The 13600-nt window shown below is 43.2% G+C and carries 12 protein-coding genes; 11 read left to right on the top strand and 1 reads right to left on the bottom strand.

The window, feature by feature from the left end:
* Positions 1 to 28 precede the first annotated feature (28 nt).
* Complete coding sequence (htpG, locus tag ACQRBN_RS14195; protein ID WP_427739664.1) at positions 29 to 2083, top strand: molecular chaperone HtpG; 2055 nt, start codon at positions 29 to 31, stop codon at positions 2081 to 2083.
* Positions 2084 to 2339: 256 nt separating this feature from the next.
* Here htpG and ACQRBN_RS14190 read toward each other — a convergent pair whose 3' ends face one another.
* Entirely contained in the window at positions 2340 to 2816 is a 477-nt protein-coding gene (locus tag ACQRBN_RS14190; protein ID WP_427739663.1) for a DUF5721 family protein, read from the bottom strand.
* A 130-nt stretch (positions 2817 to 2946) separates the two neighbouring features.
* On the opposite strand from ACQRBN_RS14190, the gene ACQRBN_RS14185 reads away from it, so the two are divergent.
* The 10 genes from ACQRBN_RS14185 to ACQRBN_RS14140 are packed head-to-tail and all read left to right on the top strand — an operon-like array spanning position 2947 to position 13486.
* Positions 2947 to 3756: an SGNH/GDSL hydrolase family protein gene (locus ACQRBN_RS14185; protein WP_427739662.1), complete on the top strand. Its 810-nt coding sequence runs from the start codon at positions 2947 to 2949 to the stop codon at positions 3754 to 3756.
* Positions 3756 to 4241, top strand: a complete 486-nt coding sequence (locus ACQRBN_RS14180; protein WP_427739661.1) for a DUF4358 domain-containing protein — start codon at positions 3756 to 3758, stop codon at positions 4239 to 4241. Before ACQRBN_RS14185 ends, ACQRBN_RS14180 begins: the two co-directional genes overlap by 1 nt.
* Positions 4242 to 4273: 32 nt before the next feature.
* Entirely contained in the window at positions 4274 to 5680 is a 1407-nt protein-coding gene (locus ACQRBN_RS14175) for an MBOAT family O-acyltransferase (protein ID WP_427739660.1), read from the top strand.
* Between the two features lie 8 nt (positions 5681 to 5688).
* Positions 5689 to 6867, top strand: a complete 1179-nt coding sequence (locus ACQRBN_RS14170) for a DHHW family protein (protein ID WP_427739659.1) — start codon at positions 5689 to 5691, stop codon at positions 6865 to 6867.
* The gene (locus ACQRBN_RS14165; protein WP_427739658.1) at positions 6851 to 7597 is read left to right on the top strand and encodes a pseudouridine synthase; all 747 of its coding nucleotides are present in this window, start codon (positions 6851 to 6853) and stop codon (positions 7595 to 7597) included. Before ACQRBN_RS14170 ends, ACQRBN_RS14165 begins: the two co-directional genes overlap by 17 nt.
* Positions 7545 to 9518, top strand: a complete 1974-nt coding sequence (gene ligA, locus ACQRBN_RS14160; protein WP_427739657.1) for an NAD-dependent DNA ligase LigA — start codon at positions 7545 to 7547, stop codon at positions 9516 to 9518. The genes ACQRBN_RS14165 and ligA overlap by 53 nt, the downstream gene beginning before the upstream one ends.
* A 15-nt stretch (positions 9519 to 9533) precedes the next feature.
* On the top strand, positions 9534 to 10952 hold the full coding sequence (gene clpX, locus ACQRBN_RS14155) for an ATP-dependent Clp protease ATP-binding subunit ClpX (protein ID WP_427739656.1): 1419 nt from the start codon (positions 9534 to 9536) through the stop codon (positions 10950 to 10952).
* Between the two features lie 48 nt (positions 10953 to 11000).
* Positions 11001 to 12704 (top strand): S8 family peptidase, encoded by a 1704-nt coding sequence (locus ACQRBN_RS14150; RefSeq protein WP_427739655.1) that lies wholly within the window; start codon positions 11001 to 11003, stop codon positions 12702 to 12704.
* A gap of 32 nt (positions 12705 to 12736) precedes the next feature.
* Positions 12737 to 13027, top strand: a complete 291-nt coding sequence (locus tag ACQRBN_RS14145; RefSeq protein ID WP_427739654.1) for a hypothetical protein — start codon at positions 12737 to 12739, stop codon at positions 13025 to 13027.
* Positions 13028 to 13486: a signal peptidase II gene (locus tag ACQRBN_RS14140; RefSeq protein ID WP_427739653.1), complete on the top strand. Its 459-nt coding sequence runs from the start codon at positions 13028 to 13030 to the stop codon at positions 13484 to 13486. It abuts the gene before it with no gap.
* Positions 13487 to 13600: the final 114 nt, after the last annotated feature.

Here is a 13600-nt window from a genome sequence, read left to right as displayed (position 1 = left end):
ATATAAAAATGAATTAGGAGTGATAATAATGGCAGCGAAAAAAGGAAGTTTATCAATCAGCAGCGAGAATATATTCCCGATTATTAAGAAATGGGTGTATTCTGACCACGATATCTTCGTACGTGAGATGGTATCTAACGGATGTGACGCAATTACAAAACTAAAGAAACTGGATATGATGGGCGAATACCAGTTGCCGGATGATTACAAACCAGCAATCAAAGTAGAAGTGAACCCGGAGGAAAAGACTTTAAAATTCATCGATAATGGTCTTGGTATGACAGCAGAAGAAGTAGAAGAGTACATTACTCAGATTGCATTCTCAGGTGCGACACAGTTCCTTGAGAAATACAAAGACAAGACAACAGAAGATGATATGATCGGTCATTTTGGTCTTGGATTCTATTCCGCATTCATGGTAGCGGATGAAGTACACATTGACACCCTTTCTTACAAGGAAGGTGCAGCACCGGTACATTGGGTCAGCGATGGCGGTACAGAATATGAGATGGAGGACGGTAACAAAGAGACCGTTGGTTCTGAGATTACCCTGTATCTGAATGATGACAGTATTGAATTCTCTAACGAGTACCGTGTAAGAGAAGTCATTGAGAAATACTGTTCTTTCATGCCGGTAGAGATCTTTTTATCCAAGGCAAATGCAGAGCCGGAGTATGAGACCATTGATGAGGCAGATCTGAAAGAGGATGATGTAGTTGTAGAACATATCCACGAAGAGGCCAAGATGGAAGAAAAGGAAAATGAGAACGGCGAAAAAGAGATGGTAGAAGTAGAGCCGGCAAAAGAGAAGGTTAAGATTCAGAAGCGTCCGGTTCCGCTCAATGACATCCATCCACTGTGGACAAAACACCCGAATGAGTGCTCAGATGAGGAATATCAGGAATTCTATCGCAAGGTATTCTTAGACTATAAAGAGCCTTTGTTCTGGATTCACCTGAATATGGACTATCCGTTTAACTTAAAAGGAATCCTGTACTTCCCAAGAATCAATACAGAGTATGATTCTATCGAAGGAACCATTAAGTTATACAACAACCAGGTATTTATCGCAGACAATATCAAGGAAGTAATTCCGGAATTCCTGATGGTATTAAAGGGAGTTATTGACTGCCCGGATCTGCCGCTGAATGTATCCCGTAGCGCATTGCAGAATGACGGATTCGTGAATAAGATTGCGGATTACATTTCTAAAAAGGTTGCGGACAAATTATCCGGAATGTGTAAGACTAAGAGAGAGGATTATGAGAAATACTGGGATGATATCAGTCCATTCATCAAGTTTGGCTGCCTGAAAGATGAGAAGTTCTGTGACAAGATGAAAGATGCAGTTCTGTTCAAGAACATCGACGGCAAATATCTGACATTGAAAGACTGTATCGGAGAGAACGGCGGAGAAGTCGTTGAGTCAAACGATAAGAAGGATGATGCCGACAATGCAGATGAGAACAAAGTAGAAGAGATTAAGACAACCATCTATTATGTAACAGATGAGATTCAGCAGAGCCAGTACATCAACATGTTCAGAAAACAGGGACAGGATGCGGTAATCCTGGGACATAATATTGATTCACCATTCATCACACAGTTAGAGCAGCGCAATCCTAACATCCGCTTCCAGAGAATTGATGCAGATGTAACGGAGAACATCAAAGAGGAAGTTGCAGAAGAGGATAAAGAAGCATTCAAGGAGACTTCTGACAGTTTGATCGAGATCTTCCGTAAGGAACTTGGTAATGAGAAACTGGATGTTAAGATTGAAAAGTTAAAAGATGATAAAGTGGCATCTATGATAACTCTGTCCGAGCAGAACCGCCGTATGCAGGAAATGATGAAGATGTATGGCATGAGTGGTATGGACATGGGTGGCGATAGCACATTGATCCTGAATGCAAATCATCCATTGGTACAGTTTGTGGTTGAGAATAAGGACAATGAGCATGTGTCTATCATCTGCAAGCAACTGTATGATCTGGCGATGCTGGCACATAAGCCGCTGAATCCGGAAGAGATGACGGCATTTGTACAGAGAAGCAATGAGATTATGATGTTGTTGACGAAGTAAGGGAATTCTTGGATAGAATTTTGGGGGTAGGGAAGTGGACGGTTAGGAGAGTCTATATGGTCGATTTCTGAACCGGAGCCCTTCGACTAGAATCCGTAACTATAAAAGGAACCGGATTCTACGTCTTGGTCAACGGTTCAGGAATCAGCCATATAGGCTCTCCTAACCTGGGATTCCCTGACAACGTGAAATTCCATCGGGAGGAGAATTCTGCATAAGAGGTGTGGGGGAGTGGAGTCCGGGGGATGATTTTTCGTTATTCTCGCTCGATTCCGGATTCTGAGAAGAACTTCTCGGCATAAGAATCCCATTCACGCTCCACGGTCTTGTCCAGTGTAAATGTTCGCATGGATATTCCGGTAACACATTGAAGGGTTGTTCCGTCATAGTGGAAGTTCAGGTATAGTCCTTGGATTTCTTCTGGTCTGCACACATGAATCTGGCGCTCGTCCAGAAAAGAAGCAAAATTCTCTGGCGCCATCGACAAAATAATCTTAAAATTCAGCGGTGTTCTCTTCCCCCTGATAATACTAAAACAATACTCTCTCAACTCTTTCCAATAAGAATAAGCCCTTCCGGGCTCCTCATCAAAAAAATCCTTATGCAAGAATCCGTCAATAGAAAACTTATTATATGTAGTAATCTCACCCTCGATAAAAGAAAATCCATCAAACGTATCCTTCAAAAGCAGATGAGACATACAAGATTTTGCTGACAATGCTAAAACATTCATACACAATTTCCTTTCGCTTCGCGCCAATATTATGTTGATTGGCTAATAACTACAGTATAGCATATATTTGACTTTTGTAGGGAAAAACAGTACAATATTCTTATATGTGCATATAGGGAGACGCATTTAAGTGAGTGAAAAGAACAAAAGAAAATTTATCAATAAAACAATAACAGACGAAGAAAAAGATACCGTTCTGCGTACCGCCGTTACAGTAGTTGTCGTGCTTCTTGTTCTTGGAGTTATCGTGGTTGTCATCCGTCTGATGAATCCAAGAGTTGACACGAAGGACGGTGTCAAGAAACTTCAGCAGATGGAAGCAGTCGAGGTGACTGAGGTGGACAGGCAGATCCAGGAACTGGAGGAAGCGGAGCGAGCGGCAGATGAAGAATGGGCGAACCGTCCGGCAAATGAGAAATTCGTGAATGCATTTGTGATAGGGGATTCGATCACACAGGGGCTGTATGAGTACGGTGTGCTGGATCAGTCTCATGTACAGGCAGACCGGGGAGCCGGTGTGTGCGGAGTGGGAAGCGAACTGGCAGAAGCACACATTGCAAAAGCCATAGAACTTCAGCCTCAGATACTGTTTCTGGCATATGGAATGAATGATATCAAGGGAGCTGATGCCGATGCGGGTGTATTTGCAGAAACATACAAAGGCGTGATTGACAGGTTGAAGGAGGCACTGCCGGAGACCAGAATCTATGTGAACAGCGTGCTTCCGGTGCAGCAGCATGTGATTGATGAGAATGCAGGATACGGGGCTATTCCACAGTATAATGAGCAGCTTGAGAAATTGTGTGAAGAGGAAGATATAACATTCATAGATAATGGAAGCCTGGTCAAAGAAGAGTACTATTCAGGGGATGGAATCCATGTAGCGCCGGAATATTACATCGGCTGGGTGGAGCATATGGCGGAGGTTGCAAAGTTATAATGAAGAAACAGAAGATAGATCTGCTGAATTTATTAAGATACGCAGTAGTCGTAGCCTTGATCGCATATATTGCGATTCTTCTATCCCAGGAGGGTTCGGGCGATGTCCCGGTGAAGACAATCCGGGAGAAGATTATGGAGGTTACCAAAGAAGACGGTATGACAAAGGGGACAACTCAGGACCTGAAAAAGTATTATGGGTTGAATGCCAGTGACTATGACGGGGTTATGCTCTATATCCCTAATGATGTCATGAGTGTGAATGAGATTCTGGTGGTAAAGTTAAAAGATAAGTCTCAGGCAGAGACGGTAGAAAAGGCAGCAGAAAAGCGGTTGTCAACTCAGAAATCCAGTTTTGAGGGATATGGTGTCGAACAGACGAAGTTGATCAATTCGGCAGTGTTGGACAGCAGAGGATATTATGTAATGTTAACAATATCAGAAGACGCAGATGCAATTTATGCGGCTTTTAAGAAAGGTATCTAGAAAGATATAGATAGAGAAGGAAACTTGCGGTTATGTTATTTAGCAGTATTGTATTTTTATTTACATTTTTGCCGATTATATTGATTTTATATTACATAGTGCCAAGGCGCTTCAAGAATGCGGTACTTCTGCTTGCAAGCCTTGTGTTCTATGCATGGGGAGAACCGGTATATATATTTCTGATGATATTTTCTATCCTATTTAATTATATCAGCGGGCTGGACATTGCGAGAAAGTTGAAGAATCGTCAGGCGGCTAAGAGAAGCCTCGTATTTACGGTTGTGGTGAATCTGGCGCTTCTGGGGTTCTTCAAGTATGAGGGCTTCCTGTTAGGAAGTCTGAATGCGGTGCTTCCTGTAAATATACCATATCGGGAACTGGCACTGCCCATAGGAATCTCTTTCTATACATTCCAGATATTGTCCTACATTATAGACGTATACCGGGGAAATGTGAAAGTGCAGAGGAATCTGATGGATTTTGCCCTGTATGTGACGATGTTTCCACAGTTGATTGCGGGACCGATTGTCAAATATTCTGAGATTGACAGGCAGCTTCGTACCCGTCAGGAATCTTGGAATAAGTTCGGTGAAGGCGTGATGTTCTTTGTCCGCGGGCTGGCTAAGAAGGTGCTGCTTGCCAATACCATAGGAATGGTATATACAGAAGTGGCAGCGCTTCCATCCGGACAGGTATCCGTCTTAAGTGCATGGCTTGGATGTGCGGCGTATACGTTCCAGATTTATTTTGATTTTAGCGGATATTCCGATATGGCGATTGGGCTTGGCAAGATGTTTGGATTCGAATTCCTGAAGAATTTTGATTATCCGTATATTGCAACGAGTATTACGGAATTCTGGCGCAGGTGGCATATCTCACTTGGTACCTGGTTCAGGGAATATGTGTATATTCCGTTAGGTGGTAATCGGGTGACGGTTGCAAAGCATCTTCGTAATTTACTGGTGGTATGGTTCCTGACAGGTCTGTGGCATGGAGCGGCATGGAACTTTGTGGCATGGGGATTGTACTATGGAATCTTGTTGATTATTGAGAAATATTTTCTTGGAAAGATGCTGAACAAACTTCCGGGAGTGATAAAGCACATCTATAGTATTGTGCTCGTGATGATAGGATGGGTGTTCTTCTTTAGCCCAAGTCTTGGCAGTGCTTTTGGATACCTGAAGGTGATGTTCGGAGCAGGTGCTCATGGAGGAATTGATCGGGAAAGTCTGTATCTCCTGGTTACGAATCTGTTCCTGTGGATTGTGTTGATTGTAGGATCAACTCCGGTGGTATACCGCAGTTATGAAAAGTTTTTTAGCAGGAAAGGCAGGGAACATGTCATTGTCGACTGTGTGATCTATGGCGTAATGTTCTTGCTGTGTATTGCATATCTGGTAACAGAGACCTATAATCCGTTCCTGTATTTTAGATTTTAGGAGTATATATGAAACAAGAGGGTAACAAGAGAGAAAAACTGCATAAAAAAAAGATAATGGCGCTGTTGTTTCTGGGGATGATGGGGATCATTGTTCTGATCAATCTGATTTCCAGGGATAAGGAATTCTCGGATAAGGAGAACCGGATGCTGGAGCAGAAGCCGCAAATTACCTTGTCAGGAATCGAGAGCGGCAGATTCATGGATCAATATGAAGCCTATAAGTCTGACCAGTTTGCAGGCAGGAATCTGTGGGTGGCGCTTAAGACGCGCGTGGATCTGCTGGTAGGAAAAAGAGAATCTAACGGTGTGTTCAAGGGAAAGAAGCACTATCTGCTGGAGGATATCGCAAGACCTAATGAGGAACAGATGCAGCAGAATCTGGAGACAATCAGAGAATTCGAATCAAAGTATGATGAGATTCCGATGTATATGATGCTGGTTCCGAATGCCGCGAATATCTTGTCTGATAAACTGCCGAATTTTGCAGTTACAGAAGATCAGAACGAAGTATTTGAAGGGATTCAGAAGGCTTTGGGAGAGCAGATCACCTGGGTGGATGTAAGTAAGACGCTTGCGGCACATAAGAAAGAAAATATTTACTATCGGACGGATCATCACTGGACGACGCTTGGGGCATGCTATGCATATCAGCAGTTGGCAGAGACGATGAATCTGGATACTTCAAAAGAACCGAAATTAACGGAATATGCTGTTACCAGTACTTTTAACGGGACATTGTCAGCTACAAGTGGATACGAGACGGGATATGAAGAGCCAATCTATATCTATGCGCCGAAGAATGAGGATGATGCGCCCAAAGTTGTGGTCAATTATGTGGAGGAGCAGAAAAAGACGGCTACATTATATGATAGTTCGAAACTCGAAGAGAAGGATAAGTATGCCATGTTCCTTAGCGGCAATCATGCCACGGTGGATATACGGACAACAGCAGATACGACAGATAGGCTACTGCTGATTAAGGATTCCTATGCCAACTGCCTGGTTCCGTTCCTGACACCGTATTACCGGGAGATTATTATCATCGATCCCAGATATTATTATGGCAATTTGGACGAGGTAATGGCAGAGAATAAGATTACAAGCGTGTTGTTCTTATATAATGGGAATACATTTGTAGAGGATAACAGTATCAGCGGAGTATTGCAAAATGGTGAGACTGAATAAATATCTAAGCGATGCCGGGGTATGCTCCAGAAGAGAGGCAGACCGGCTGATTGAAAGCGGACGCGTAACTGTCGATGGAAGAAAAGCGGCTCCGGGAACAAAGATAGAGCCGGGGCAGGAAGTAAGAATCGGCAAAAAAGTAATAAGAGATAAGATGGAAAGAATCGTCCTGGCGGTCAATAAGCCCGCCGGGATTGTTTGTACAGAAGATAAAAAAGAGAAGAAGAATATTATCCGTTATCTGAATTATCCGGTGAGAATCACCTATGCAGGAAGACTGGATAAGGATTCGGAAGGGCTGCTGATCATGACCAATGACGGAGATCTGATCAATGGGATGATGCGTGCAAGATACGGTCACGAGAAGGAATATAAAGTGACGGTGAATAAGCCGATTACAGAGGAATTCATACAGAAGATGTCTGAGGGTGTCAGAATTATAGATAAAGAGAAGGAACTGGATGTGGTAACCAGACCATGTAAAGTTCAGAAAATCGGCAAGTATACATTTTCTATTGTATTGACTCAGGGATTAAACCGGCAGATACGGAGAATGTGCGATGCATTAGGATATAAAGTTACCAGACTGGTAAGAGTAAGAATTATGAACGTGAAACTTGGGACCTTAAAACCGGGTGCCGTAAGAAAATTGACAGAGCAGGAGTTAAAAGAATTATATGAGCAAGTCAAAGAAAGCCAGAATGCAGGAATTAGTAGAGTTGTTGAATAGAGCCGGACGCGCTTATTATCAAGATGCGGAAGAAATCATGAGCAACTATGAGTATGATCAGTTGTACGACGAACTTCTGGAATTGGAGAAGGAATTAGGAATCACACTGTCAGGCAGCCCGACGGTGAATGTAGGATATGAAGTGTTGAGTGAACTTCCAAAAGAGCGCCATGAAAGACCGATGCTTTCTTTGGATAAGACGAAGGAAGTGGAAGAATTGAAGCGCTTTTTGGGGAATCAGAAGGCGATTATGTCCTGGAAGATGGATGGGCTTACGATTGTTCTTACTTATCGGGAGGGGAAATTGTATAAGGCAGTTACGCGAGGCAACGGAGAAGTAGGAGAAGTTATTACGAATAATGCCAGAGTGTTCAAGAATATTCCCCTTCAGATCGCATATCAGGGAGAATTGATCTTAAGAGGAGAGGCGATTATAGGATATAAAGACTTTGAGAAGATCAATGAAGAAATCGAAGATGTCGATGCGAAATATAAGAATCCCCGGAATCTTTGCAGTGGTTCTGTGCGCCAGTTGAACAATGAGATTACGGCGAAAAGGAATGTGAAGTTCTACGCTTTCTCCCTTGTGCAGGCGGAGAATGTAGAATTCCGGAATTCCAGAGCCTGTCAGATGAACTGGTTAAGAGAGCAGGGATTTGAGGTGGTGGAGTTCCATGAAGTAACAGCAGATACCGTGGAACAGGAAGTTATTAAATTTTCAGAAAAAATTACCCGGAATGATTTCCCATCCGACGGACTTGTGCTAGTATATGATGATATAGCGTATGGTCAGTCATTGGGGAGAACTTCGAAGTTCCCAAGAGATTCTTTTGCGTTCAAATGGGCGGATGAGATTCGGGAGACGACGCTTCTGGAGATTGAATGGAGTCCATCAAGGACAGGACTGATTAATCCGGTTGCTATATTTGAGCCGGTGGAATTAGAAGGAACCACTGTAAGCCGTGCCAGTGTCCACAACATCAGTATTATGGAAGAACTGGAACTGGGAATTGGTGATAAGATAGAAGTATATAAGGCGAATATGATTATCCCACAGATCGCAAAGAACCTAACCCGCAGCGGAGTAAAGGATATTCCGAAGGCATGCCCCGTCTGCCAGGGTGCTACAGAGATTCGTCAGATAAGCAATGCGAGAGCGTTATACTGTACCAACCCGGAGTGCCAGGCAAAGCACGTTAAGGCATTTACCTTATTCGTAAGCAGGGATGCATTGAATATCGAAGGCTTGTCCGAGGCAACTCTGGAGAAATTCATTTCCCTGGGATACATTAAGGAATATGCGGATATCTTCCACTTGGATCGATATCAGGAAGCGATTCAGAATCTGGAGGGATTCGGAGAGAGGTCTTATAAGAATCTGATCGCAAGTGTGGAGAAAGCAAGAACCACTACGCTTCCGCGAGTAATATATGGTCTTGGAATTGCCAATATCGGTCTTGCTAATGCGAAGATGATTTGTAAGGAATTCCACTATGATGTGGAGATGATGCTTAAGGCTGCAAGGGAAGATCTGAATGCAATCACCGGCATCGGTGAGGTAATTGCAAAAGCGTATGTGGATTATTTCTCTTCAGAACTTCATGTGAAGCAGTTCAGGAATCTTTTGGCAGAACTGGTGATTCCAAAAGAAGAACAGGAACAGACAAGGCAGATATTTGCAGGAGTTAATTTTGTGATTACCGGAAGTGTAGAACATTTTGCTAACCGTAATGAAGTAAAAGAACTGATTGAAAGTCTGGGAGGAAAGGTAACCGGATCTGTGACTTCTAAGACGGACTATCTGATCAACAACGATGTGACGTCTACATCATCTAAGAATAAGAAAGCAAACGAACTGGGAATCCCAATCATATCAGAAGAGACATTCCTTAGTATGGTAAATGGGGGAAGAAACCGGTAGAAAGAAGGGAAGAAGATGTCTGAACAGGACAATAATAGAAACGATGTGGAGAAAGTAGAAAACGTGCAGGTAGAAGATACCAAGAAGCATGAGGATGAATATGAAAAAGTCTGCTTTGTATGCAGGCGTCCGGAGAGCGTAGCAGGAAAGATGGTAGATCTTCCGAACGGGATTTCCGTGTGCAGCGACTGTATGCAGAAGAGTTTTGACGCGATGACCAACGGACAGATTGATCTGAGCCAGTTGATGAATATGCCGGGAGTGCAGATTGTGAATATGGCAGATATGGAACAGAGTATTCCGAAGAAGCAGAAGATCAAGAAGAAAAAGGAAGGGGAGGCAAGACAGCCCCTAATCGATATCCGCAATATCCCGGCGCCGCATAAGATTAAGGCGAGACTGGATGAATATGTGGTAGGTCAGGAATATGCGAAGAAGGCAATGTCCGTGGCTGTTTATAATCATTATAAGCGGGTGGCAACGGATACCATGGATGATATTGAGATTGAGAAGTCTAATATGCTGATGATCGGACCTACAGGCTCCGGTAAGACATATCTGGTTAAGACTCTGGCGCGGCTCTTAGATGTACCGCTTGCCATTACCGATGCAACCTCTCTTACAGAGGCCGGATACATCGGAGACGATATCGAGAGTGTAGTGTCCAAACTTCTGGCAGCGGCAGACAATGATGTTGAGAAGGCGGAGCAGGGAATCATCTTTATTGATGAGATTGATAAGATTGCCAAGAAGAAGAACACGAATCAGAGGGATGTAAGCGGTGAGTCCGTACAGCAGGGAATGCTAAAATTATTAGAAGGCAGCGATGTGGAGGTTCCGGTGGGAGCCAACAGCAAGAATGCAATGGTGCCGCTGACTACGGTGAATACGAAGAATATTCTTTTTATTTGTGGTGGGGCATTCCCGGATCTGGAGGGTATCATCAAGGAGCGTTTGACGAAACAGTCTTCCATTGGGTTTGGCGCAGATCTGAAAGACAGATTCAATCATGACAAGACGATCCTTGAGAAGGTTACGACAGAAGACTTGCGGAATTTTGGAATGATTCCGGAGTTTTTAGGCCGTCTGCCGATTGTGTTTACTTTGCAAGGCTTGACAGAAGAGATGATGGTCAAGATTCTGAAAGAACCTAAGAATGCCATCCTGAAGCAATATCAGAAATTACTTGCGCTGGATGAAGTAAAACTGGATTTTGACGAAGGGGCATTGCTTGCAATTGCAAGAAAAGCAATGAAGAAGGATACTGGTGCAAGAGCGCTTCGGGCGATTATTGAAGAATTTATGCTGGATATTATGTATGAGATTCCAAAAGACGACAGTATCGGACGGGTGACTATTACCAAAGAGTACATAGAAGGGACTGGTGGTCCGATCATTATGTTGAGAGGTCAGGAGGTCTTAAGAATAGAATAGTTAGTATACCTCATATACTTGATTAAAAAGTGTATGAGGTATGTTTATATGGATGGAGAATTATGTCGGGAGAAGATTCTGTCTGAAGATTACATGGATTTTATTGTACCAGTCTTTAGAGAGGTGGATATCTTGAATGCGCCACAGGATCATTCCTGTAAACAAGAAATGGATTTTGGTTACTATGCGGTCTATGCGGATAAAGAGATATTAGAGCCTCTGACATTGAGAGATTATTGGTATAATTCCATACCAAACTGCTATGAACTGCTGGATATGGCTGCGTTAAATGCAGCGGGAATCAGTAGCGTTCAGAATTATCCGAACCTTCAGTTGCAGGGAGAGAATGTGATGATTGGGTTTCTTGATACTGGAATTGATTACCGGAATCTAGTGTTTCGTAATATCGACGGTTCTACACGGATCGCAGGTATATGGGATCAGACCATACAGGATGGAACGAATCCGGAAGGGCTTGACTATGGAAGCGAATACACGGAGGATATGATTAATGAAGCATTACAGTCGGGGGATCCGTTAAGCATTGTTCCAAGCGTTGATAAGAATGGGCATGGAACGTTTCTTGCCAGTGTGGCGGCAGGAAGTGCGGATGTGCAGAACCGTTTCTTGGGAGCAGCACCAGAGGCGACAATTGGAGTGGTAAAACTAAAGACGGCAAAAAAGTATTTAAAAGATTTCTATGCGATACGGCAGGATGCGGAATGTTTTCAGGAAAATGATATTATGCTTGGTATGAAATACTTGAATGCTTTGGCGAGAAAGAAGAACATGCCTTTAGTGCTGTGTGTGGCTTTGGGGACGAACTTCGGGGGACATAATGGAACAACCTTGCTGTCAACGATGATTGAACAGTATTCTTCAGTTTTGAATAGAAGCGTTGTAATCGGAACTGGAAATGAAGCGGTACAGCGTCATCATTATTTTTATAAGTTTGAGGATATGAATGAGCAAAAAAACGTTGAGATTCGGGTCGGTGAGGGGGTTGAAGGATTCGTAGCGGAACTATGGACGACGGTTCCCAATGTAATGGCAGTAGCATTCACCTCACCTTCCGGTGAGCGTACGAACCACATTACTTTAAGACAGGGAGAGATATATAATACGGAGTTTATATTCGACCGAACGCAGGTGAGCATGGAGTACCGGCTGTTGCTTGAGAATAATGATTCCCAGTTGATATTTATGCGTTTTCGCAATCCATCGCAGGGGATATGGAAGATAACTGTAAAGCCGGTAAAAATCTCGGAAGGAGCTTTTCATATCTGGCTTCCGGTTCAGAGTTTCCTGACAGGAGAAGCGTATTTTCTTGAAGCAAGCCCAGATACGACGCTGACAGAACCGGGAACCAGCAGGGCGTCTATGACGGTGGCCTATTATAATGGAGTGGATAATGGAGTTGATATTAATTCAGGGAGAGGGTATACTAGAGATGGACGAGTAAAACCGGATTATGCAGTGCCGGGAGTTGCAGTAACCGGAGCAGGGCTGAATGGACAGTTTGTTGTCAGAAGTGGCTCCAGTGTTGCGACGGGGATTGCTGCCGGGGCAGCTGCTCTTATGATGGAATGGATCTTAGAGCAGCCGAGATCGCGTGGTGCGAACTCCAGCCAGATTAGGAATATCATTCTGATTGGGACAGATCAGAGAGCGTCGATGGAATATCCGAATCAGGAATGGGGATATGGCACGATGAATCTGTATCGTTCGTTGGATACGCTGCGGCAACTGTAGAAGAGAATCAAAGGAGAAAAGGAGAAGATAAGATGTCAGATTTTTTTGAAGAATTAGGAAAAAGAATTACGGATGTAGCAAGTGATATCAGTAAGAGAACAGAAGATACGATCGAGGTTCAGAAGATTAAGGGAGATATCCGTTCTATGAAGCGTGCGAACGAAAGGAATCTTCTGGATATCGGACGCATGGTCTATGACAAATTCCAGAAAGGCGAGGTAGATGATACTGAGTATATCACTCTGTGTGAAGAGATTGAGAAGAGAGAAGAAGAGATTGAGAAACGGGAAGAAGAGATTGTAAGAATCAAAGAGGATAGATAGATGCTTTCATGGATGATGGGACTTTTTGCTGTTTTATTAGGTACAGATGAAGCGATAAAGCAGCAGATAGAAGAAAATGTGATCCAAGGGGAGAACAGGAAGATTCTGGGTGGAAGAATTATCATACGCAAGGTGTATAATCGGGGATTCCTATTGAATCTTTTAGATCAGCATCCGGCAGTTATAAAAGGGACTTCAGTGGTAACGGGACTTGGAGTCCTGTTTTATGATGCCATGATCTTTATGAAGAAAGGGCATTATGTAAGGAAACTTGGAATGACACTTTTAAGTGCCGGAGCAGCAAGCAATATCTTCGACCGGCTGGTCAGAGGGAAAGTGATTGATTACATAGGTGTTCGAACTGAGAATAAATTTCTTGCCCGTATTACTGCTAATCTTGGAGATTTTTATATTGCTTTAGGAGCATTGCTTACATCAATGTGCAATATTGGAAAGTAGACCAATATAAATTTCAAAGATACTATGCATAAAAATAAGTATTTTTATAGACAATTATGTCGAAATGTACTAATATAGTAATGGCGACGCAATTTTAAGGAAGGAAGGGAACTA

It is taken from the genome of Bariatricus sp. SGI.154, from assembly GCF_050313795.1.
In the GTDB taxonomy this organism is placed as follows: domain Bacteria; phylum Bacillota; class Clostridia; order Lachnospirales; family Lachnospiraceae; genus CAMBRQ01.
Note: the sequence above shows the minus strand (reverse complement) of the source record. Positions and strands in the feature narration are given on the sequence as shown.

What these genes read in the sequence shown, in the direction of transcription:
- htpG (WP_427739664.1), top strand. Translation starts at nt 29, where the DNA reads ATGGCAGCGAAAAAAGGAAGTTTATCAATCAGCAGCGAGAATATATTC.
- ACQRBN_RS14190 (WP_427739663.1), bottom strand. Translation starts at nt 2,816, where the DNA reads ATGAATGTTTTAGCATTGTCAGCAAAATCTTGTATGTCTCATCTGCTT.
- ACQRBN_RS14180 (WP_427739661.1), top strand. Translation starts at nt 3,756, where the DNA reads ATGAAGAAACAGAAGATAGATCTGCTGAATTTATTAAGATACGCAGTA.
- ACQRBN_RS14175 (WP_427739660.1), top strand. Translation starts at nt 4,274, where the DNA reads ATGTTATTTAGCAGTATTGTATTTTTATTTACATTTTTGCCGATTATA.
- ACQRBN_RS14170 (WP_427739659.1), top strand. Translation starts at nt 5,689, where the DNA reads ATGAAACAAGAGGGTAACAAGAGAGAAAAACTGCATAAAAAAAAGATA.
- ACQRBN_RS14165 (WP_427739658.1), top strand. Translation starts at nt 6,851, where the DNA reads ATGGTGAGACTGAATAAATATCTAAGCGATGCCGGGGTATGCTCCAGA.
- ligA (WP_427739657.1), top strand. Translation starts at nt 7,545, where the DNA reads ATGAGCAAGTCAAAGAAAGCCAGAATGCAGGAATTAGTAGAGTTGTTG.
- clpX (WP_427739656.1), top strand. Translation starts at nt 9,534, where the DNA reads ATGTCTGAACAGGACAATAATAGAAACGATGTGGAGAAAGTAGAAAAC.
- ACQRBN_RS14150 (WP_427739655.1), top strand. Translation starts at nt 11,001, where the DNA reads ATGGATGGAGAATTATGTCGGGAGAAGATTCTGTCTGAAGATTACATG.
- ACQRBN_RS14145 (WP_427739654.1), top strand. Translation starts at nt 12,737, where the DNA reads ATGTCAGATTTTTTTGAAGAATTAGGAAAAAGAATTACGGATGTAGCA.
- ACQRBN_RS14140 (WP_427739653.1), top strand. Translation starts at nt 13,028, where the DNA reads ATGCTTTCATGGATGATGGGACTTTTTGCTGTTTTATTAGGTACAGAT.